This window comes from Arthrobacter sp. 01T425 (genome assembly GCF_056398725.1).
Window position 1 is genome coordinate 501,867 of sequence record NZ_JBFTPY010000001.1, and the last position, 21,708, is coordinate 523,574.

Annotated in this window: 18 protein-coding genes; 9 read left to right on the forward strand and 9 right to left on the reverse strand. The window is 68.4% G+C overall.

The window, feature by feature from the left end:
• Positions 1-14: 14 nt before the first annotated feature.
• From AC1DNG_RS02475 to AC1DNG_RS02485, 3 genes are all read right to left on the reverse strand, one after another.
• Entirely contained in the window at positions 15-2,429 is a 2,415-nt protein-coding gene (locus AC1DNG_RS02475) for an ATP-binding cassette domain-containing protein (protein ID WP_476886544.1), read from the reverse strand.
• Between the two features lie 104 nt (positions 2,430-2,533).
• Complete coding sequence (locus tag AC1DNG_RS02480; protein WP_223916337.1) at positions 2,534-2,953, reverse strand: VOC family protein; 420 nt, start codon at positions 2,951-2,953, stop codon at positions 2,534-2,536.
• Entirely contained in the window at positions 2,950-3,399 is a 450-nt protein-coding gene (locus AC1DNG_RS02485; protein WP_223916339.1) for a helix-turn-helix transcriptional regulator, read from the reverse strand. Before AC1DNG_RS02485 ends, AC1DNG_RS02480 begins: the two co-directional genes overlap by 4 nt.
• Positions 3,400-3,503: 104 nt before the next feature.
• Here AC1DNG_RS02485 and AC1DNG_RS02490 point away from each other — a divergent pair, with 104 nt between their 5' ends.
• The 5 genes from AC1DNG_RS02490 to AC1DNG_RS02510 all read left to right on the forward strand — a co-directional run bounded on the left by AC1DNG_RS02490 (position 3,504) and on the right by AC1DNG_RS02510 (position 8,369).
• Positions 3,504-4,733, forward strand: a complete 1,230-nt coding sequence (locus AC1DNG_RS02490) for a type III polyketide synthase (protein WP_476886545.1) — start codon at positions 3,504-3,506, stop codon at positions 4,731-4,733.
• A 62-nt stretch (positions 4,734-4,795) separates the two neighbouring features.
• The gene (locus AC1DNG_RS02495; protein WP_476886669.1) at positions 4,796-5,506 is read left to right on the forward strand and encodes a class I SAM-dependent methyltransferase; all 711 of its coding nucleotides are present in this window, start codon (positions 4,796-4,798) and stop codon (positions 5,504-5,506) included.
• Positions 5,499-6,692, forward strand: coding sequence for an FAD-dependent oxidoreductase (locus AC1DNG_RS02500; RefSeq protein WP_476886546.1), 1,194 nt, complete (start codon positions 5,499-5,501; stop codon positions 6,690-6,692). The genes AC1DNG_RS02495 and AC1DNG_RS02500 overlap by 8 nt, the downstream gene beginning before the upstream one ends.
• Before the next feature lie 42 nt (positions 6,693-6,734).
• Positions 6,735-7,688, forward strand: coding sequence for a hypothetical protein (locus AC1DNG_RS02505; protein ID WP_476886547.1), 954 nt, complete (start codon positions 6,735-6,737; stop codon positions 7,686-7,688).
• 9 nt (positions 7,689-7,697) lie between these two features.
• Positions 7,698-8,369, forward strand: a complete 672-nt coding sequence (locus tag AC1DNG_RS02510; RefSeq protein ID WP_476850906.1) for a peptide deformylase — start codon at positions 7,698-7,700, stop codon at positions 8,367-8,369.
• Between the two features lie 27 nt (positions 8,370-8,396).
• Here the strand turns inward: AC1DNG_RS02510 and AC1DNG_RS02515 are convergent, their stop codons facing one another.
• Positions 8,397-10,466: a S9 family peptidase gene (locus AC1DNG_RS02515; RefSeq protein WP_476886548.1), complete on the reverse strand. Its 2,070-nt coding sequence runs from the start codon at positions 10,464-10,466 to the stop codon at positions 8,397-8,399.
• Between the two features lie 153 nt (positions 10,467-10,619).
• On the opposite strand from AC1DNG_RS02515, the gene AC1DNG_RS02520 reads away from it, so the two are divergent.
• The 4 genes from AC1DNG_RS02520 to AC1DNG_RS02535 all read left to right on the forward strand — a co-directional run bounded on the left by AC1DNG_RS02520 (position 10,620) and on the right by AC1DNG_RS02535 (position 13,966).
• Positions 10,620-11,483 (forward strand): methyltransferase domain-containing protein, encoded by an 864-nt coding sequence (locus AC1DNG_RS02520; RefSeq protein ID WP_476850908.1) that lies wholly within the window; start codon positions 10,620-10,622, stop codon positions 11,481-11,483.
• 231 nt (positions 11,484-11,714) lie between these two features.
• Positions 11,715-12,176 carry an NfeD family protein gene (locus tag AC1DNG_RS02525; protein ID WP_028276336.1) on the forward strand — a complete coding sequence of 154 codons (462 nt, stop codon included), beginning with the start codon at positions 11,715-11,717 and terminating at the stop codon, positions 12,174-12,176.
• Between the two features lie 88 nt (positions 12,177-12,264).
• Entirely contained in the window at positions 12,265-13,221 is a 957-nt protein-coding gene (locus AC1DNG_RS02530) for an SPFH domain-containing protein (RefSeq protein WP_476850909.1), read from the forward strand.
• Positions 13,222-13,618: 397 nt separating this feature from the next.
• Complete coding sequence (locus AC1DNG_RS02535) at positions 13,619-13,966, forward strand: RNA polymerase-binding protein RbpA (protein WP_026266329.1); 348 nt, start codon at positions 13,619-13,621, stop codon at positions 13,964-13,966.
• 152 nt (positions 13,967-14,118) lie between these two features.
• Here the strand turns inward: AC1DNG_RS02535 and AC1DNG_RS02540 are convergent, their stop codons facing one another.
• The 5 genes from AC1DNG_RS02540 to tatC form a co-directional block, all read right to left on the reverse strand.
• On the reverse strand, positions 14,119-14,856 hold the full coding sequence (locus AC1DNG_RS02540) for a VOC family protein (RefSeq protein WP_476886549.1): 738 nt from the start codon (positions 14,854-14,856) through the stop codon (positions 14,119-14,121).
• A 47-nt stretch (positions 14,857-14,903) separates the two neighbouring features.
• The gene (locus tag AC1DNG_RS02545) at positions 14,904-15,650 is read right to left on the reverse strand and encodes a polyprenol monophosphomannose synthase (RefSeq protein WP_223916354.1); all 747 of its coding nucleotides are present in this window, start codon (positions 15,648-15,650) and stop codon (positions 14,904-14,906) included.
• 465 nt (positions 15,651-16,115) lie between these two features.
• On the reverse strand, positions 16,116-17,795 hold the full coding sequence (locus AC1DNG_RS02550; RefSeq protein WP_476886550.1) for an amidohydrolase: 1,680 nt from the start codon (positions 17,793-17,795) through the stop codon (positions 16,116-16,118).
• A 116-nt stretch (positions 17,796-17,911) separates the two neighbouring features.
• A complete protein-coding gene (locus AC1DNG_RS02555; RefSeq protein ID WP_476870798.1) occupies positions 17,912-20,887 on the reverse strand; it encodes a DEAD/DEAH box helicase in 2,976 nt (991 codons plus the stop codon).
• Positions 20,888-20,911: 24 nt separating this feature from the next.
• Positions 20,912-21,706, reverse strand: coding sequence for a twin-arginine translocase subunit TatC (tatC, locus tag AC1DNG_RS02560; protein WP_028275586.1), 795 nt, complete (start codon positions 21,704-21,706; stop codon positions 20,912-20,914).
• Positions 21,707-21,708 lie beyond the last annotated feature (2 nt).

Sequence of the window (21,708 nt, forward strand, 5' to 3'; positions counted from 1 at the left end):
TTCACCGCATTCGTTCACTTGATGCTGTTTTCAGCCACTGAACCGACGTAAGCCGCGAGGTGCTCGCCGGTGAGGGTGGAGCGGGCGGCCACAAGGCTGCCGGGCGTGCCCTCGAAAACGATCCGGCCGCCGTCGTGCCCGGCGCCGGGACCAAGGTCGATGATCCAGTCGGCGTGCGCCATGACCGCCTGGTGGTGCTCGATGACGATGACCGATTTGCCGGAGTCGACGAGCCGGTCCAGGAGTCCCAACAGGTTCTGGACGTCGGCGAGATGCAGGCCGGTGGTGGGCTCGTCGAGGACGTAGACATCACCCTTCTCCGCCATCTGGGTGGCGAGCTTGACGCGCTGCCGCTCGCCACCGGACAGCGTGGTGAGCGGCTGGCCCAGGGTGAGGTAGCCCAGCCCGACGTCGACGAGCCGGTCGAGGATCTTGTGGGCCGCCGGGGTGCGGGCCTCCCCTTCGCTGAAGAACACCGCGGCTTCGGTCATCGACATGGCCAGCACCTCGGCAATATTCCGGCCACCCAACGTGTACTCCAGAACTGCCGCCTGGTACCGGCGGCCCTCGCAGTCCTCACAGGTGGATTCGACCGTGGCCATGACACCGAGCTCGGTGAAGATGACACCCGCGCCGTTACAGGTGGGGCAGGCACCCTCCGAATTGGAGCTGAACAGCGCCGGCTTCACGCCGTTGGCCTTCGCGAACGCCTTGCGGATCGGCTCGAGGAGGCCCGTGTACGTCGCAGGGTTGCTGCGCCGCGAACCCTTGATGGCGCCCTGGTCAATCACCACCACACCGGCCCGGCCGTCCACCGAGCCGTCGATCAGCGAGCTCTTGCCCGAACCTGCAACACCCGTGACGACGCAGAGCACGCCGAGCGGGACGTCGACGTCCACGTCCTTGAGGTTGTGCGTCGAGGCGCCCCGCACCTCGAGCGTGCCGGACGGGGTACGCACGGAGTCCTTCAACCTGGCCCGGTCGTCGAGGTGCCGCCCGGTGATGGTGTCGCTCGCCCGCAGGCCCTCCACGGTTCCCTCGAAGCACACGCTGCCGCCCGCCGTACCCGCGCCGGGGCCAAGGTCAATGACGTGGTCGGCGATGGCGATGGTCTCCGGTTTGTGCTCGACGACGAGCACGGTGTTGCCCTTGTCCCGCAGCTGCAGCAGCAGCTGGTTCATCCGTTCGATGTCATGCGGGTGCAGGCCGATCGTCGGCTCGTCAAAGACGTAGGTGATGTCGGTAAGGGACGAGCCCAGGTGCCGGATCATTTTGGTGCGCTGGGCCTCGCCGCCGGACAGGGTGCCCGCCGGCCGGTCCAGCGAGAGGTAACCCAGCCCGATTTCGGCGAACGAGTCGAGCAGGTGCTGCAGGCCTTTCAGCAGGGGTGCGACGGAAGGGGCGTCAAGCTCGCGGATCCATGCGGCGAGGTCGCTGATCTGCATCTCGCAGAGGTCCGCGATGTTCTTGCCCTGGATCTTCGCGGACCTGGCCTCCGGGCTCAGCCGGGTGCCGTCGCACTCGGGGCAGGCCTGGAACGTGATGGCGCGTTCCACGAAGGCCCGGATGTGCGGCTGCATGGCGTCGACGTCCTTGGAGAGCATCGACTTCTGGATCTTCGGGATCACGCCCTCGTAGGTCAGATTGATGCCCTCGACCTTGATCTTGGTGGGCTCCTTGTAGAGGAGGTCGTGCATTTCCTTCTTGGTGAACTTCGCGATCGGCTTGTCCATGTCGAAGCCGGCGCCGCTGAAGATCCGGCCGTACCAGCCGTCCATGCTGTAGCCGGGGATCGTCAGGGCACCCTCGCTGAGCGATTTGCTGTCGTCGTACAACGCCGTGAGGTCGAAGTCCGAAACCGAGCCCATCCCCTCGCAGCGTGCGCACATGCCGCCCAGGTAGACCACATCGCGCACCACGCTCCGCTCGACCCGGCCGCCGGCTTTCTCGGTACTCATCACCCCGCTCGCCTTGCGCGTCGGGACGTTGAAGGAGAAGGCAGTGGGTGGCCCGATGCGGGGCATGCCCAGGCGGCTGAAGAGGATCCGGAGCATGGCGTTCGCGTCGGTGGCGGTGCCGACGGTGGATCGGGGGTTGGCGCCCATCCGCTCCTGGTCAACGATGATCGCCGTCGTCAGCCCCTCCAGGTGGTCCACCTCGGGCCGCGCCAGGTTGGGCATGAAGCCCTGCACAAACGCGCTATAGGTCTCGTTGATCATCCGCTGCGACTCGGCGGCGATGGTGGCGAAAACCAGCGAGCTCTTGCCCGAGCCGGACACGCCGGTGAACACCGTCAAGCGGCGCTTCGGGATCTCGACGCTGATGTCCTTGAGGTTGTTCTCCCGTGCGCCCTGCACGCGGATCAGGTCGTGGCTGTCCGCTTCATGCAGCGCGGGCGGCTGCGTGTCCGTGCTCGTGGCAATGCTCATCGTGTCTCCATCTGTTGGGCGGGGCAGCCCCAAGCGTCCCCGTCGTCGTCGACTGGCTCTATCTAACCAGCTGGCGGCTGGTCCGGCGGTGGCCGGCGGGCACCTTAGATCGGCTGCTGGATGCGGATCAGGTTGCCCGCGGGATCGCGGAAGGCGCAGTCGCGCACCCCGTAGGCCTGCTCTGTCGGTTCCTGGACCACCTCGGCGCCGCTGGCCTGCAGCCGTTCGAAGGTGGCGTCGACGTCCTTGGTGGCCAGGAGGATGCGCGCATAGGTGCCCTTGGCCATCATCTCGTCGATGGTGCCGCGCTCTTCGTCGGTGACGCCGGGATCGGCGGCGGGCGGTTCCAGGACGATGGATGTGTCCGGCTGGCCGGCCGGGCCGACCGTGATCCAGCGCATCCCGCCGTAGCCGACGTCGTTGCGGACCTCGAAGCCGAGGGTGTCCCGGTAGAAGGCCAGGGCGGCGTCGGGATCGTTGTGTGGGAGGAAACTCGCGTGAATGTTGATGTCCATGGACTTCATGCTAGTTGCGGTTCGGGGGCCGGGACTTCTCGATTCCTGACCGGTCTGGTGACCTGTTTCGCGACGCATGAGGGCATCCCTGCGGTTGCCCTGGCTGCCTCGCGCCGGTAGACGCTGGGCGGCACGCCAACCAGTTCGGTGAAGCGGGTGCTGAAGGTGCCCAGCGACGAGCAACCGACCGTAAAGCAGACCTCGGTGACGCTCAGGTCGCCGCGGCGCAGCAGGGCCATCGCGCGTTCAATGCGCCGTGTCATGAGATAGCTGTACGGCGACTCGCCGTACGCCAGGCGGAACTCGCGGCTGAGGTGCCCCGCGGACATGTGGGCGCCACGGGCGAGGGCCTCGACATCCAGCGGCTGTGCGTATTCCCGGTCCATTCGGTCGCGGACGCGGCGTAACAGCGCGAGGTCGCGCAAGCGCTGCGCCCGGTCGGGTTTGCTGGTCACAAGTGCGATCGTTCTACGTCGTGCCGGAGTTGTCCAGCCCGGAGGTGTTCCTGAATCTCCGGCCGTTCCATTGTCTTTGGCGGCAAGCTCGCTGAGAATGAACCATGACGGTCTACCTGAGGTCTCTGGAAACTGCAGTCCCGCCAACCATCCTGGTCCAGCCCGAGGCCAGGGCCGTGTTCGCCGCCCAGCCGGGCCTCACTCGGCTCGGGTCCCGGCTCGTCAACACGTGCTTTGACTCCGCAGCCATCGACACCCGGCACACGGCGGTGGAGGAACTCACCGCGGACAGCCAGGCGGAAAACCCCCAGTTCTTCGACCCCGCCACCGGCCTGGTGCTCAGCCCCAGCACCAAGACCCGGAACGGCATTTTCGCCACGGAAGCGACCAAGCTTTTCATTGAAGCAGCCCAAAAAGCCCTCGATGCCTGCCCGGGCGTCGAGGAGCGGGACATCACCCACCTGATCACGGTTTCCTGCACCGGATTCTTCAATCCCGGCCCGGACTACAAGATTGTCCGGGCCCTCGGCCTGAATCCGGCTGTCCAGCGGTACCACCTCGGCTTTATGGGCTGCTATGCAGCCTTCCCGGCGATGCGGGCGGCGAAGTCCTTTTGCGAGGCGGATCCGGAGGCGACGGTGCTGGTGGTCTGCGCCGAACTCTGTTCCCTTCACGTCCGGACCTCCAATGATCCGGACACCATCATGGGGTCGGCGTTGTTCGCCGACGGCGCTGCCGCGGCCATCATCACAGCGCGGGACATCCCCGTGGAAACGCCCCTGCTGCGGCTGGACCACTTCGAAACCGTCCTGACGCCCGTCGGGGAGGACTCGATGGCCTGGAACATCGGTGACGAGGGCTTCGAGATGGTGCTGGGCAACTATGTCCCGCACATCATCGATGATCACATCATTGGCGCGCTGGAACCGCTCCTGTCCCGCGACGGCTCGCTGAAGGGGCTCCCCTACCGGGAGATCGAGCACTGGGGCATCCACCCGGGCGGCCGGAGCATTCTGGACAAGGTCCAGTCCAGGCTGGAGCTCAGCGACGAGCAGCTGGTCCCGGCCCGCGAAACTCTCCGAAACTTCGGCAACATGAGCAGCGCCACCGTCCTGTTCGTCCTCAAGCACATCCTCGAACTGCCGGCAGCGGACGATGCAGCAGACGACGCCGGGGCCGGCCCGGGCGCGGAACGGATCTGCTCCATGGCCTTCGGCCCGGGCCTGACGGTCGAGACGGCGCTCTTCACCCGGGTGGCGGCCACGCGGACCGCCGCAGCTCCGCGGCAGGAGCCAACGGCGGAACCAGCACAGTCCGTAGCGGTGCGGGTCTGAAAGCGGCCACGCTGAAACCGTTCAGCGCGAAGCGGGGCAGGGAACACCTTCGGGCGGCCCTCCTGCGGGACCGCGCATCCGACGCCGTCGAGGAAATGGACCTGCCGGGCTGCGACCCCGGCCTCCTGGAGCGCACGTATGCCCAGTTTGCGCTTGTCAACCGTGCCGTCGCCGGCTGGCGCGGCATCTACCGGTCCCGGATCAGGCCCCGGCTGTCCACCGCTTCCGCCACGTCCTTGCTGGATATCGGGTGCGGCGGGGGCGACGTTTCCGTGCTGTTGGCCCGGTGGGCGGCCCGGGACGGACTGCGTCTCGAGGTCACCGCCATTGACCCGGATCCGCGGGCGATCCTGTTCGCCCGCGCCCGCCACGCGACGGCGGACGTGACGTTCCGCCAGGCGGCCAGCGCGGAGCTGCTCGAAGAGGGCAACCGGTACGACCTCGTGGTATCCAACCATGTCCTGCACCACCTTGACGGGCTGGAAGCGTTTCTCGCCGAGTCGGCCCGGTTGTCCCGCGGCACAGTGGTCCACAACGACATCCGCCGCAGCCCCGCCGCCTACGCGCTGTTCTCTGCCGGCTCCTGGGTGCTCACCGGCTCCTACATCCGGCAGGACGGGCTGACCTCGATCCGCCGAAGCTACACCGCCGCGGAGCTGGCCGCCGCCGCTCCCCCGGGCTGGACCGTCGCCCGCCACGCCCCCTTCCGGAACCTGCTGCTGCACGGCACTCCCGGCGGCGCCAACCAGTCAGGGCCCGGTGCCAGTGGCTGAGGTTCTGATCATCGGTGCCGGTCCGGTGGGGCTGTTCATGGCCGCGCTGCTGCTGCAGGACGGCGTGGATGTGCAGGTGCTGGAACAGCGGGGCGCACCGGAGCCGCAGTCGCGCGCCATCGGCATCCATCCGCCGGCGCTGGCCGCGCTCGCGGGAACCGGAGTTGCCGAGGCCATGATTGCCGAGGGGGTCCAGATCCGCCGAGGAATGGCACTGGCCGGCGGAAAATGCCTCGCCCGGATGTCTTTTGCCGGCGTGTCGGACCGCTTTCCGTTCGTCCTGTCCCTGCCCCAGGCCCGCACTGAGGCGCACCTGGAACGGCGGGTCAACGAGCTCGGCGACGGCGCCCTGCACCGCGGCGTCCGCCTCACCGGGCTGTCCGACGACGGCGGCCGGGTCAGCGTGGAAGCCGACTCCGGAAGTGGCACCCTGCGCTATTCGGCGCCGCTGGTCATTGCTGCCGACGGCGTGCGTTCCACGGTGCGGGCGCTGCAGGGCGTCGACGTGCGCGTGAAAGAGTACCCGGACAGTTACCTGATGGGTGACTTCGCGGACGGGACGGGGTTCGGTCCGGACGCGGCACTGTTCCTCTCCGGCGCCGGCATCGTGGAGTCGTTCCCCTTGCCCGGCCAGCTCCGCCGCTGGGTGGTCCGGCTCGGTACCGGCGACTCCCCGGCCGGCGATTCCCCGCCCGGCGGCTCCCCGCCCGGCGGACCTGATGCCGGAGGACCCGGCGCCGACGCCCGGTGGCTCACGGGCTGCGTGCGCGAACGGACGGGACTCGCCATCGACGCCGGGACCAACAGCATGCTCAGCCGCTTCGGCGTCCGCACGCGCCTGGCCCCCCGGATGGTGGCCGGCCGGGTGGTGATGATCGGGGATGCGGCCCACGAGGTGAGCCCCATCGGCGGGCAGGGCATGAACCTCGGCTGGCTGGACGCGGCGGCGCTGGCACCGATCGTCTCGGCGGCCGTGCGCGGCCAGGATGTCGCGGATCGCCTCCGGAGCTTTGAGCGGACCCGGTTGCGGGCGGCGGCGAGAGCCGCACGCCAGGCGGAAATCAACATGGCCCTCGGCCGGCCCCTCACGGACCGTCTCCTGGCGCTGCGGAACCGTGGCATCGCAGGCGTCGCCGCAGTTCCGCCGGTGAATTCCCTGATCGCCCGCCGTTTCACGATGCACTAGGCAGCGCATTGGCACGGGTTTGCCCCGGAATAGACTGTGCGCATGGACGGACTTCCCGGGATGCGCGGCGCCGCATCGTATTGGGCGTTGCGGGCAGCGGCCGCCACGCTGCTGCTCGGCGCGGCAGCGTCTTGCAGCTACGGAACGGCCGGCGGCACCGCCTCCCCGGCAAGCGCGACGGCGTCGGCGACCCCGATCCCCACAGGCCCCGTGACCGCGGAAATCAGCCAGTTCCGCGACAACTACAGCAAGCAGATCATCGAAATCCAGCTCACGAACACCACCGGCCATGCCCTGACGGTCCTCGGCGCGGAACTGACCAGCCCTCTCTTCGCCGCCCCGATCATCTGGTCCGCCCGCACCGGCGGGATCGAGCTTCCGCCCGGACAGCCCAAGAGCCTGCCGGCGCCGTTGCCCGCCCCGGATTGCGGCAACCCGGCCGGACCGGGAGCCACCTCCGGGGCTGCGGGCGACGCCCACGTATCCCTGCGGCTGGCCACGCCGGAAGGTGCCGTGCCGGTCCCGGCCATGGCCCCGGCAACAGACCCGTTCGGCGTCCTGGCGCGGAACAATTCGGAGCTGTGCCTGGCCCGGGAAGCCTCGGCCGTCGCCACGATCGCGCTGGATCCCGAGCTCGAGGTCGCCGCGGACGGTCAGACCGCCGTCGTGCGTCTGCTGCTGCAACCGCGCGCCGCCGCCGGCGCCGGTGAACTGGTGATAGACCGGATCGAGGAAACCACGCTGCTGGCGGAGGCCTCACAAGCCCCGTGGCCCCGGTCGGTGACGGTCCGCGCCGGCGGGACCCCGGCCCAAGTGCGCCTCGGCATCAGGCCCTCCCGCTGCGATCCCCATGCAGTGGCCGAAGACAAGGTGGGCACACTCCTTCCCCTGCAGGTCAGGGTGGCGGGCCGCGAGGGAATTGTGAAGATCGACGCCGGCAGCCAACTTCGCGCCCGCATCTACGACTTTGTTACAAAGGCGTGCGGGCGCCAGTAGTGTGGGGGCATGCCCTATGACGCCAGGCCCACTGACTACAGCGCCGCCCGGATAAGCGAGACCGTCCAGGAGATCCTGAGCGCCGGCATCCTCCCGCCGATTGTCCAGGCCGGACACCCGGTGCTCCGGCACGTGGCGGCGCCGTACGATGGCCAGTTGACTGATGCCGACCTCGGCCACCTCATCGACCTCATGCGCAGCGTGATGCACAAGGCCCCAGGCGTGGGCCTGGCGGCCCCGCAGCTGGGGATTCCGCTGCAGATCGCTGTCCTGGAGGACCAGTTCGACGTCGATCCCGACGTCGCTGCCGTCCGCGGGCGGGAGGCGCTGCCGTTCTTTGCCATGCTGAACCCGGGCTATCGTCCCCTGGGCGCGAAGTCCGCGGCGTTCTACGAAGGCTGCCTCTCCATTGGCGGCCTGCAGGCGGCGGTCGTGCGGCCGGAATCAGTCCAGCTCGATTTCACGGCGCCGGACGGCACGAAACTCCAGCAGACTTTCTCCGGCTGGCAGGCCCGGATTGTCCAGCATGAAACCGACCACCTCCAAGGGATCCTCTTCCTGGACCGGGCCGAGCTGCGCTCCATCAGCAACAATGCCGAATACTCCGCCCGCTGGGCCCAGCCGGACATCAGCCGCGCCCGGCAGGAACTCGGGTTCCTGCCGGACCCGGCCGCGGACTAAGCCTGCGAGCCAGGGCCAGGGCCAGGGCTAGGGCTGCGGCGCCGGATTCGACGCGGACGGCAGGTAGCGGGCCCACCACTTCAGGATTTCATCGAACCGCTGCTTCCGGTGGTGCGGCGTGCCGGAGCGGGACAGCTCATGGTTCTCGCCGGGGAAGACCAGGAATCCGGTCTCGACGCCCTGTTGCTTGAGGGCGGTGAAGTACCGCTGGCCCTGCTCCACGGGACACCGGAGGTCCTCCTCGCTGTGGATCACCAGCGACGGCGTCCTTACGTGCTGCACGCGCGCCATGGGACTCTGGGCCGCCATTTGCTCCGCCGCCGGGCCGGTGTATTCGCCACCGAAGAACCAGCCGATGTCGGACGAACCGGTGAAGCTCACGGGGTCCAGGAAACCACGCTCGACTATGGCGGCCCGGAAACGGTGGTCGTGGCTGATGGTCCACGCCGTCAGGTAGCCGCCGTAGGATCCGCCCATGATGCCGACATTGGCGGCGTCCAGATCCTCGAACTTCCCCACAGCCCCGTCCAGGAACGCCAGGACGTCCTGCATGTCCACGGTTCCCATCCGCTCCTTGATGGACCGGCCATGTGCCTGGCCGTAACCGGCCGAACCCCGCGGATTGCACATCAGCACGGCGTAACCGGCCGCTGCATAGACCTGCGCTTCGTCGAACAACGCCACCCCGAACTGGGCAAACGGGCCGCCATGGATGTTCAGCAGCACCGGGTGGGGTCCCGGGCCCGCCGGCTTCACGAGCCAGCCATGGACCGGGTACCCGTCGGCCGAGGCCAATGTCAGTTCCTGCGGCTCGCTGATCCCCGCCACGCTCCGCAGCTGGGCGGAAAAGTCCGTCAGGCGGCGCACCTGCCCGCGCTCGAGCACGGCAACATCACCGGCCGTCGTCGAATCGCTGAAACTCACCACGAGCGTTCCGCCACCCTCCGCGGCGCCGGTCACCACCCGGTTGCCTTCCAGGAGGACGGTGTGGCCGCCCGTCGCAACGAATTCGTGCAGCTCCACGGTTCCCCGCGCATTGTTCAGCACCAGGGCGCCCGCGCCGCCGCGCAGCTCCAGCCGGCTGCCGCCGGACAGGTCCAGCGCCTCGGCATCGCTGAGCGCCGTGGCGTGTCCGCCGTCGGCAGGCATCGCATAGAGGACGGTGTTCCTGGCCACGAAGTCCAGCCCGGATGCGCCCAGGTCCTGGGCCAGGAAGAAGAGCCACAGCCCATCGGCGGATTGGCGCACGGCGCTGATGCTCTGCCGTCCGGCGTTGGCCGGCACCACAGCCTGCGGCTGCCCTCCGGCAACAGGCAGCGCGTAGATTCCGCTGACGAGGTCAGTATCCCGCCCATCGTGCAGGGCTGCGGTGAAGTAGATGGTGCCGCCGTCGGCGCTGAAGCCGGCGCCGTTGTGGTCCGCTGGTGCGGTGGTGAGTTGTTTGGCGGCCGGCAGCAGCCCGGCAGCATTCTCCGCGGGATCGGCCGCGGTGCCGAGGGCCTTCAGGGCGCGTCCGGCCGGCGCCACCTTCGGTTCGGCGTCAAGCTGCGGGACCTCGAGGATGAACAGCTGAAGCGGCTTGTCAGCGGTGTAGCCAACACCGTTCATCCGGTACTGGAAATCCGTGATCAGCCGGGCGTCCTCGCTGCCCGCACTCACGCCGTCGATGCTGCCATACCGGCCCTCGTCAGGCGTCCTGGCGCTGAAGAGAATACTGCGGGAATCAGGCGACCACGTGAAGGAGCTGACCCCCAGTGGGGCCGCCGTCAACAGCTGGGGTTCGCCGCCGGCGGCTTCCACCACGAACAGCTGCGGCTTTCCGTCCGCTGCCGCACGCAGGAAGCCAAGGGCACGGCCGTCAGGTGAAAAGTCCGGTGCTGTGTCACGGAAGCCCCGGGTCAGCCGGCGTGGCCTCTGGTCCGGGTCGTTGAAGTCCGGGTGGGTCGGGTCCTGGCCCAGGGGCACGGTCCACAGCTGGCCCACGTAGGCATCGGCATCGAAGTCCGGGCGGAGCACGGAGACCACGGCGCGGGAACCGTCGGGGTTCACGGCAGGGGCGGACACGGAATTGAGCAGCGGAAGATGTTCAGATTTCACGATTGCGAGCCTAGCCCGTGGCGTGCCCGCTGTGAAACACCTCACGTTGCGCCGGTGCGGCGAGGCACGCCGCGGCGTGCCCGGTGCCCGGCGCCCCTGTAGCCAATGTCCCGTCCGCGCGGCGGGCCGGGGTCCGCGCATAGGATGAAAGCTATGCCCGCCGCCGATCTCCCCCTCCTGTGCCCGGTGTGCCGCCAGGGCCTCCGTTTCACTGGCGGCGCCCGCACCCTGGTGTGCGGGGCCGGCCACAGCTTTGACGCGGCCAGACAGGGCTACTTCAACTTCCTGGTCGGCAAGGGGACGGTTTTTGAAGCCGACAGCGCAGAAATGGTGGCGGCCCGCTTCGACTTCCTCTCCGCGGGGCATTACCAGCCGCTGGCCGATGCCGTGGCCGGGCTCGCCACACCGGCGCTCCGGGAGGCCCCCGCCGGCCGGCCCCTCGTGCTCGACGCCGGAACGGGCACCGGCCACTACCTCAGGGCCGTGCTGGACCGGGCCGCGGACAGTTGTCCGGCCGCGGCAATCGGCCTGGACATTTCCAAGTTCGCCCTGCGTCGCGCAGCCAGGCTGAACCCCGAGGCTTTGAACGTCGTCGGGGACGTCTGGCAGCCGTTGCCGGTCGCGGAGAACGCCGTCGACGTCGTCACCGTGGTCTTTGCGCCGCGCAACGCGCCCGAGTTCGCCCGGGTCCTCCGCCCCGGCGGCCGCCTTGTCGTGGTCACACCGCGGCCCGGCCACCTGGCGGAGGTTGCCGGGCCGGCCGGGATGCTGGGGATCGAGCCGGCCAAAGACGAGCGGCTCGCCGCGTCCCTGGGCCAGCACTTCGCGCCCGTCGCAGCATCTGATCTGGACCTGGCATTGAACCTTGGCCCGCGCGACGTCGCCAACCTGGCCTACATGGGACCGGCCGGCCACCACCTGGACCGCGCCGCACTGGTAGCCCTCGAGGCCGCGCTTCCGGAGCGGACCTCCGTCTCGGCCCGCTTCCGGATCAGCGTCTTTCAACCCATCCGCTGACCATTCCCGCTCCCGCCGCTTCGCAGGCGCCGTCAGGTACGCCCTGAAACCACCCCCAGGAGGGGACGGGGGCGGAAAGCCAGGCCGGGGAATCGACCCGCGAAATAACGACTTGGCCACTTTGGCCATCAATTCCCTACCGCCGGTCCCAGCTATTGCCTTTCCGCTTAGGATGGAATCACAGTTACTGGGGACCTGTGCCTGCAGCTCCCGGAACTCTAGGGGGAATTGATGTCTGAATGGCTGATCGAGAATTGGTGGGCGTTGTGGCTCACGCTCTTTCTCCTGTTTGCCGTGGTCGAGATGATCACACTCGATCTGTTCTTCATCATGCTCGGCGGCGGCGCCCTCGCCGGGCTTGTGGCGGACTTCGCCGGAGCCGATCCGTGGCTGCAGATCATCGCCTTCTGCGTCGTGTCCCTGCTCATGATCGGCTTCGTCCGGCCGGTGGCCCTCAAGCATCTCCACCGGGGACCGGCGGATCAGCGCACCAACATTGAACGCCTCATCGGCGAATCCGCCGTCGTCATGGAGGCTGTGAGCGAAAACGGCGGGCTCGTCAAGATTGGCGGGGACGTCTGGAGTGCGCGGTCCGAATCGGGAGTGCTGGCGCCCGGACAGCAGGCTGTGGTCAGTGCCATCGAAGGGGCCACCGCGATCGTGGCTCCGCAACCGGAATCCGCCGTCCAATAAGGGGCGCTGTCCGGCGGGCACTGCTGTCCGGCCGGTGCGGCGCTGCCGGCGCGAGACTAAAACAAAACAACTGGGGAATAGGTGATGTATGAATATCGCAGTCGCAATTGTGCTGCTGGTACTAATTGTGTTTGTAATTATTGTGCTGGTCCGGTCGGTCCGGATCATTCCACAGGCCCGTGCCGGCGTCGTTGAACGGCTGGGTAAATACCAACGCACCCTGAATCCCGGACTTACCCTGCTGATCCCGTTTGTGGACCGCCTGCTGCCATTGCTCGACCTGCGGGAGCAGGTGGTGTCCTTCCCGCCGCAGCCGGTCATCACCGAGGACAACCTGGTGGTCTCGATCGACACTGTGGTCTATTTCCAGGTCACGGACGCCCGGGCCGCCACCTACGAAATCGCCAACTACATCCAGGCAGTGGAACAGCTGACCACCACCACTCTGCGCAACGTGGTTGGCGGCCTCAACCTGGAGGAAGCGCTGACCTCGCGCGACCAGATCAACGGCCAGCTCCGCGGCGTCCTGGACGAGGCGACCGGTCGCTGGGGCATCCGGGTCTCCCGGGTCGAGCTCAAGGCGATCGATCCGCCCCACTCGATCCAGGACTCGATGGAAAAGCAGATGCGGGCCGAACGTGACCGCCGCGCCGCCATCCTGACGGCCGAGGGCACCAAGCAGTCCGCGATCCTCACCGCGGAAGGCCAGCGCCAGTCCTCCATCCTGAAGGCCGAAGGCGACGCGAAGGCGGCCATCCTGCGGGCCGACGGCGAGGCGCAGGCCATCCAGAAGGTCTTCGACGCGATCCACAAGGGCAACCCGGACCAGAAACTGCTGGCTTACCAGTACCTCCAGACCCTCCCGAAGATTGCCGAGGGATCCTCGAACAAGCTGTGGATCATTCCCAGCGAGGTTGGCGAGGCGCTCAAAGGGATCGGCAGCGTACTGGGTGCAGGCGCGGTGCAGGAGCAGACGGCCTCAACGCCGGACGTGGCACCGTACTCACCGCCCGCCGCAGCCGACGGCCAAGGGAACCGGACCTGAGCCTGCTCCCGCACTGAGTCTCTCGGATCGGATAGTTCCGTCCTGGCCCCCGCAGACCGGCCGTTTCGGCCCGGCTGCGGGGGCCAGCCAGCTTAAGGCCGGCCCGGTCGGGTACAGGATACGCAGTTCACGCCGCGGGGCTACTCGCTTTACCGCGCCCGCACCACTCCCGTATACTTGAATATTTGTCCGGTCAGTTCAGCCGTCCGGAACAAAAACGCTCCGCACAGCGTTGATTCCAATGACGTTCCAAAGAGTTTTGTCCACTGGTGACTGTCATCTGGCCCGGCCACACCGGGCCAGGTACGGTACAGCGCGGTGCAACCAGAAGTCCGGCGCCTGACGGTCCCCGGACAACGCAGGGCTTGACCCTGCGAACCGAATAGAGGGAGAAAAGATGAGCGATCGCAGCCTGCGGGGTATGCGCCTTGGCGCACAGAGCATGGAGACCGAATCCGGCGTCGAACCGGCTCCGCGCCAGCGGGTTGAATACCGTTGCGAGGATGGCGAGCAGGTGTTCGTGACATTCTCCTCGGAAGCCGAGATCCCCCCGGTTTGGGTTTCGAAAACGGGCAAGGAGGCGTTGCTGGTGGACGGCGAACGCCCCGTCAACAGCAACGAGAAGGCAGTGCGCACGCACTGGGACATGCTGCTGGAGCGCCGCTCGCTTCCCGAGCTTGAGCAGATCCTCGAAGATCGCCTCACCATCCTGCGCGAACGCCGCGGCGAACGCCGCTCGGCCTAGTCCCCCAGCGCACCGGCTACGGCAAGGGCCGGGCCCGCATCGAATGATGCGGGCCCGGCCCTTTTTCTGTTCCTGCGCCTCCATGCTCTGCGCCTCCCCTGCGCCTCCTGCGGCTGCACCGTCTGGACGCGCACAGGAGCCGGGATTCTGCGTCAGCCGGGGGTGAGGACGCAGAACTCGTTGCCCTCCGAGTCGGCGAGGCAGACCCAGGGCACATCGCCTTGGCCGACGTCGGCGTCAGTGGCGCCCAGAGCCCGCAGCCGGGCCACCTCCGCCGCTTGATCATCACCCGGGTACGGCATCAGGTCGAGATGGACACGGCCCCACACGGTCTGCACACCGGGCGTGCGAAGGAACTCAAGGTACGGCCCGACACCCTGGGCCGAACGCAGTCTCGCATAATCGTCGCCCACCTCGTGCAGGGTCCAGTCCGTCGCCCCGCCCCAGAACCCGGCCATGGCCCGCGGGTCTGCACAGCTGACCACCACCGCGGCGAGCGGCCCGGTGTCCTGGTAGATCGGGCGGGGCTCCAGCACGCGGAACAGGTTGCCCTCCGGGTCGGCCAGAACCGTCCAGGGCTCAGCACTCTGGCCGACGTCGGCGGGCGTCGCGCCGAGCCCCAAGAGATGAGCGACCAGCTCCGCCTGGTGGGCCGCAGAGGTGGTGGCGAGATCGAGGCGTGCCCGGTACCTCACCGTCTCGGGGTCCGGGACGGTGACGACATCGATGCAGACGGCGGCGGGGTCCGGCCAGACGAAACCCGGGGGTTCAACATTGGTCACACCGGGTCCCTCGCTGGACACGCCCCAGCCGAGTGCCTCCGCCCAAAACCGGCCGAGCGTTGAGTCATCCCGAGCCTTGAAATTCACCTGAACAAGTCGCAGCGCCATACCGCCCGACCCTATACCCAGGCGATGCCCGGACCGGGAGACACGCCTCAGGCGTTCTGCCTGCTGTCCTGCTTGCCCCGGAGCTTGTTCCAGCGGGCCGTGAGTCCCCATTTGGTGACGTTGATCATGGCTTCGACGACGATGTTGCCGCTCATCTTCGAAGCGCCGAGCTCGCGCTCCACGAAGGTAATGGGCCGTTCCACGATGGTCAGGCCGAGCTTGGCCACGCGCCAGGCCAGATCCACCTGGAAGCCATAGCCTACCGAGTCGACCGCATCCAGGTTCAGCTTCTCCAGGGTGGTCCGCCGGAAGGCGCGGAAGCCGCCGGTGACGTCCTTGATCTTCACTCCGAGCATGATCCGCGCGTACGTGCTGCCGACGCGGCTGATGGCCTGGCGGTAGAGCGGCCAGTTGACCACACGGCCGCCGGGAACCCAGCGGGAGCCCATGGCGAGGTCCGCGCCCTGCTCCACGGCCTCAATCAGCTGCGGCAGCTGCTCGGGCTGGTGCGAGCCGTCAGCGTCCATCTCCACGAGGATGTCGTAGCCGGCGTCCAGGCCCCACTTGAAGCCCGCGATGTACGCCGCTCCCAGGCCGGCCTTTCCGGCGCGGTGCAGGACGTGGACCTGTCCGTCTTCTGCGGCCATGCGGTCCGCCAGCTGCCCCGTGCCGTCAGGGCTGTTGTCGTCGACAACCAGCACGTCGGAGGCGGGCACGGCTGTGCGCAGGCGACCGAGGGTCTTGGGCAACGATTCCAGCTCGTTATAGGTCGGGATGATGGTGAGGACACGCACAGCGAGGCCTTTCCTTGAAGGGAGCGGTCGGTGCGCCGAAAGTCGATGGTTCCGGATATTCAGGCGCAACTTCCCATTATAGGGAGTTGCGCGCCCGTGGGGCGCCCGCGAGGCGGCCGTGCGGCCGCCCGGGCAGGTCCACCCGCTTCGGGCCAGTTCCGGCAGGCCACGAATTGCGGCGCCGGAACCGTTTTCTGCTGCGAAGTAGACCCGCCCCCTGGGGGTGCCCGTGGTCATGACCAAGTACAGCTCCCGCGGGTGCGGCAACCTGGGAAGGACCGGGGACAGCCGGAGTCTGCGCGGTACGCAACCCTCCGTTGCCCCTCAATGCTACGGGGGCGGGCCGATCTGTCAACCGAGCCGTGACCTGCCGTTTCGTCTGTCGGTGCAGGTCAGGGCGGGGTCGCGGGTGGAAATGTTTCCGCTCCGTGCGCTGGATGACGGGCCGGATCAGGCGCCAGGTGGTCAGGCGTGGAGGGCGCCGCTGGCATAGAGTTCCTGGCCGTCCCGTACCGTCAGGAGGCAGGCAGGATCGCTGCCGGTGTCCAGCGCCGGCAGCAGCGGGGTGCGGGCGCGCGGGTCGGTGCTCCACGACTGCACGCGCCCGTCGGCGACCTGGACCATGAGCTCCTCGACCTCCCAGACCGCAAAGCTGGCCGGAGCGCCCGGTACCAGTTGCCCGGCCATGGGGTTGGGGTAGCGGGCTGCCCGCCAGCCGGCCCGCGTGTGGCCGAGGAACGCGGCGCGGGCGGAGATCTGTTCGGCGGGATTGGTGTGCTGCAGGCACGCGCGCACGCTGGACCACGGCCGGAGCGGCGTCACCGGGCTGTCGCTGCCGAAGCAGATCGGCACACCGGCCGCGTAGAGGCTGCCAAAGGCATTCATTCCCAGCCGGCGGGAGCCGAGGCGCCGCTGGTACAGGCCGTCCCCGCCACCCCACAGGGCGTCGAAGACCGGCTGCGCGCTGACGCTGACCGAATAGCGGGCCAGCCGGCCGATGGCCGCAGCATCCGCGAGTTCGACGTGCTCGAACCGGTGCCCCGCGGCACGGACGCGCTGCTCCCCCACCTCAGCCGCGGCGAGGTCGAGGGCGTCGAGGGCCGCGTCCAGGCCGGCGTCGCCGATCACGTGGAAACCCGCCTGGATCCCCAGGAGGGAGCACGCCGCGAGGTGGGCGGCTGCCTCGGCCACGGAGAGGTACAGGTTGCCGCGCTCTCCGGGCGCGTCGGTGTAATCCTCCCGCAGGGCGGCGGTCCGTGAGCCGATCGAGCCGTCGATGTTCAGGTCACCGGCCAGGCCCAGTACAGGCAGGCCCAATTCGTCCAGGATGGACTGGGCATGTTCCGCGGATCCGGCGAGCTCGCCCCAGTACGGCAGGATCTCCGGCGCTGCCACGCCGTCCACCCCGGTCGGTCCTCCGCCGGAGGTGCTGTTCCAGGCCGCCGCGAGCCGCAGGTCCTCGATGCTTCCGATATGCGGCGCGGCCATCTCGGCGAGGGCCACGTAGCCGTTGGCCGCAGCCTCGGCGAGGGCGCGCTGCTGGTACGCGCGCAGGGCGTCCGCCGGCAGCCGGCGGGCCGCCAGACGGGCCGCTGTGTGGGCGTCGCGTTTGACCTGGCTTCCGGCGCCGCCGCCGTCGAGCCCGTCCAGTCCGGCCGATGCGGCCAGGGAGTTCGATACCAGGGCCGAGTGGACATCCACTCGGGACAGGTAGACCTGGCGGCCGCCGGCCGCGCGTTCGATTTCGTCCCGGGAGGGCAGGGCGGGATCGGCCCAGGTGGTCTCGTCCCAGCCGTGGCCCAGGACGGGACCGTCCGCGCTGGAGGCGGAGGCGGCGGCGACGGCGTCGAGCAGTTCAGCGGAGGAGCGCACCCCGGCCAGCTGGAGGCCCTCCAGCGCGATTCCGGTTTCCGTCAGGTGGATGTGCGAGTCGACGAAGCCGGGTGCCAGGAGCGCGCCCTGCAGATCGATCACCTCCATGGAGGAATCGGCGATGGACGTGGCCGCCTGCTCGGAACCAACCCAGGCGACGGTGTCGCCGTCGACCAGCATCGCAGTCGCAAAGGGATCGGCAGCTGTGTAGACCGAGCCGTTGCGGTACAGCGTGACGTTGCGGGGGGCGGGGGCGGCCGGCGAATCGGTCATGGGGCGGGAACTCCTTGTTGCTGGGGCCGGCCGAGCGCCGGCGGGTTCGAAAATCTGGGAGGCCGCGGCAGCGGCCCAGCGAGTGGTGCAGGGAGCGGGCCGGTCCGGCCCGCGCCCTAGGCCACGGAGGAATAGGCGACGACGCCGCGTTTGACGAGCTTGATGGCCTCCGCGCACAGCCGCGCAATCCGGGGGTCGAGGTTCGGGATGTCGGCGAGCTGGTCCAGGAGGTCGATCACCTGTTTGACCCAGCGGACAAAGTCGCCAGCGGCCAGGTCGGTGCCGCTCAGCACGTCCTGGAGGTGCCGGCCCTTGGCCCATTTGAAGATCGGCCACACGAGGCCGAGCTCGGGCTCGCCAGTGAGGGGCAGCTTGTTGGCTTCCTCGACGTCCTCCAGCGCGGACCATTCGCGGACCACGGTGTCTACCGCGGATTCCAGGGACACGCTCGGCATCTTGGGCCGCAGGCCGCGGTCCTCACGCTTGGCCTGGTAGACGAGCACACTGGCCAGCGCGGCGATCTCGGCGGCGTCGAGGTCGTTGAAGGCCCCCATCCGCAGCGACTGCGAAATCAGCAGGTCCTTTTCGCCGTAGATCCGCCGCAGGCGTTGCCCGTCCGGGCTAATGGACAGCGCGCCCGTGTCCGAGGTTTCCAGGTAGCCGTAGCCCGTCAGGACGCCGCACACACGGTCGAACGTCTTGGCGATGGTGTTGGTCCGGCCCTGGATCTGGCGGATGAGCCCGTCCGTTTCCTGGCGGAGTTTCCACCAGCGTTCGGACCACCGGGCATGGTCCTCGCGTTCGCTGCAGCCGTGGCACGGGTGGGCGCGCAGTTCCCGGCGCAGCTCGGCGATCCGCTTCTCCTGGTTGGGCGCAGCGGAGGCCCGGCCGAAGTCGTCGTCGCGGCGCGGCGGCGCCGGCGGCCGGTGCTCGCGGATGGCGTTGCGCACCGAGGAGGCCAAGTCGCGGCGGGATTTGGGAACCTTGGCGTTGAAGGTCTTGGGAATCCTGATCCGCGTGATCGGCGACAACGGACCCTCGACGTCGTGCAGGCCAATCCGGCGGAGCTGGTTGTCCAGCGTCATGACGGCGGGGCGGGGCTCGCGGGATTCGTGGTCGGAGCTGAGCACCACCGCGAGCCCGGGCGACTTCCCGGCCGGAACATCCACCACGTCGCCCGGGAGCAGCCTGCTCAGGGAGTCCTCGGTCAAGGACTTCCTGGCCCGGGACGTGCTCCGGGAGGCCATGGTTTCGGCATCGCCCAGGGCCCGCCGCAGCCGCGCGTATTCGGTGAAGTCGCCCAGGTGGCAGGTCATGGCCTTGCTGAACCCGGCAATGGATTCTTCCCGGCTCCTGACCTGCCGGGCCAGTCCCACCACGGATCGGTCCGCCTGGAACTGGGCAAAGGATGATTCGAGGATCTCCCGGGCGCGCGGCCGGCCGAACTGCGCCAAAAGGTTGATCGACATGTTGTACGTGGGCCGGAAGCTGGAGTTCAGCGGGTAGGTCCGGCGTGAGGCCAGGCCGGCGACGGCGGCCGGATCCGTTCCGGGCTGCCACAGCACGACGGCGTGGCCCTCGACGTCGATGCCGCGGCGGCCGGCGCGGCCCGTCAGCTGGGTGTACTCACCCGCCGTGATGTTGACATGGGCCTCGCCATTGAACTTGTCCAGCTTTTCGAGCACGACGCAGCGGGCCGGCATATTCACGCCCAGGGCCAGTGTTTCGGTGGCGAAGACGGCCTTGACCAGCCCGTCGACGAACAGCTTCTCCACAACCTCCTTGAAGGTCGGCAGCATGCCGGCGTGGTGCGCGGCGAGCCCGCGGAGCAGGCCGTCCCGCCAGCTCCAGAAGCCGAGCACATCGAGGTCATCCGAGGGGATGTCCTGGGCCGCCTCGTCGACGCGCCGGGCGATGATCTGCTGTTCGGCTTCGCTGGTCAGCCAGAGTCCGGCCGCGACACACTGGGCCACGGCGGCATCGCAGCCGGCGCGCGAGAAGATGAAGGTGATGGCCGGCAGGAGGTCCTGCCGGTCCAGGCTGGCGATGACCTGCGGCCGGCTGGCTTTCCGCACCGGGCTGCGCTGGGCTCCCTGCGGTTCGTCCCGCTGGCTGCGTTGCTGCCGGCGCTGGTTCCGGCCGCCGTGGCCGAAGCGGCCACGGAAATTCATCTGGCTCTCGGCCCGGGCCATGGACAGCAGTTCCGGGTTGACCTCGAAGCCGGCCCGCCCGGGCGCTTCCGAGGTGACGGCGGCCGCCGGGCCCCCGACAACAGCCTCGGCTACGGCGTCGGCGGACGCCTCACTGGCAGTTGTCTCACTGGCAGTTGCCCCCCTGGCACTTGTCCCACTGGCAGTTGCCCCACCAGGCAGGGCGATCTCGTCAAAGCTCGTGTCGCCGGCAAACAGGTCCACGATCTTCCGGCCCACCATGACGTGCTGCCACAGCGGCACCGGGCGGTGCTCGGAGACGATCACATCGGTCTGCCCGCGGACGGTGTCGAGCCACGCACCGAACTCCTCGGCGTTGGAGACCGTGGCACTCAGGGACGCCACCTGGACCTCGCTGGGCAGATGGATAATGACTTCCTCCCACACAGCGCCGCGGAAGCGGTCGGCGAGGTAGTGGACTTCGTCCATGACCACGAAGCCGAGATCATCCAGGGTGTCCGAATCCGCGTAGAGCATGTTGCGGAGCACTTCGGTGGTCATCACCACCACCGGGGCGTCGCCGTTGATGCTGGTATCTCCGGTGAGCAGGCCCACCTGGGCGGCGCCGTACTTGGCGGCCAGTTCGGAGTACTTCTGGTTGCTCAGGGCTTTGATGGGGGTGGTGTAAAACGCCTTGAGCCCACGCTGGAGGGCCAGATAGATGGCGAACTCCCCCACGATCGTCTTCCCGGCGCCGGTGGGGGCGGCCACCAGCACGCCCCGGCCGGCCTGCAGGGACAGGCATGCTTCGCGCTGGAAGTCATCGAGTTCAAATTCGAGCGAGCGGATGAACCCGCCCAGATAGGTCTTGGCTTCAGCAGCCCGCTCGACGCTGGCGCGGTAACGTTCGGACGGTGATTCCGGCCCGGGGTGTGAGGACATGTTTCCAGCCTAGTGCGCGAAAGGCTAGAGATTCTCCAGCTCGGAGCTGGGGGTGGCGTGGTCGGCGGTGGCTTCGGTCTCGGCGTCGCGTTTGACGGCGCGCCGCTCGCGCCGGCGGTCGTTGAGCAGGCACAGCCCGATCGCGGCGAAGAACAGCGCCAGCATGGGTCCGGCCAGGTAGAACATGCTCATGGCGTCGGCGCCGGGAGCGGCCATCGCGGCGAACAGGCAGACCAGGAAGACTGTGATCCGCCAGCTCTTGAGCAGCTGCTGGCCCTTGATGAGCCCGGCCAGGTTCAGCCCGAACAGAACCACCGGGAGGAGGAAGGCGATGCCGAAGGCGAGCAGCAGCCGCAGCACGAAGGACAGGTACACCTGGGCGCTGATGAAGTTGGAGCCGCCCGACGGCGTGAAGTCGGTCAGGACACGGACCGCGTTGGGCAGCACGAGCCAGGCCAGCAGGACGCCGCCGACGAAGAGCGGCACGGCCGCCGCCACGAAGGACAGGGCCAGGCGGCGTTCCTTCTTGTGCAGCCCCGGCACGATGAAGGCCCAGAGCTGGTAGAGCCAGACGGGGCTGGCGATAATCAGGCCCAGGAACACGGAGACCTGAATCATGAGGTCGAACGAGCTCGCGACGCCGTCGAAATTCAGGGTCGCCTGGCGGCCTTCGTGTTCATTCAGGTCGCGGATCGGCTTGATCAGCGCCGCCAGCATTGGCTGGTAGACAAGGAAACCCACTACCGTCCCAAGGACGACGGCGATTGCCGCCTTGAAGAGCCGGTTGCGCAGCTCTTTGAGGTGGTCGAGGAGCGCCATCC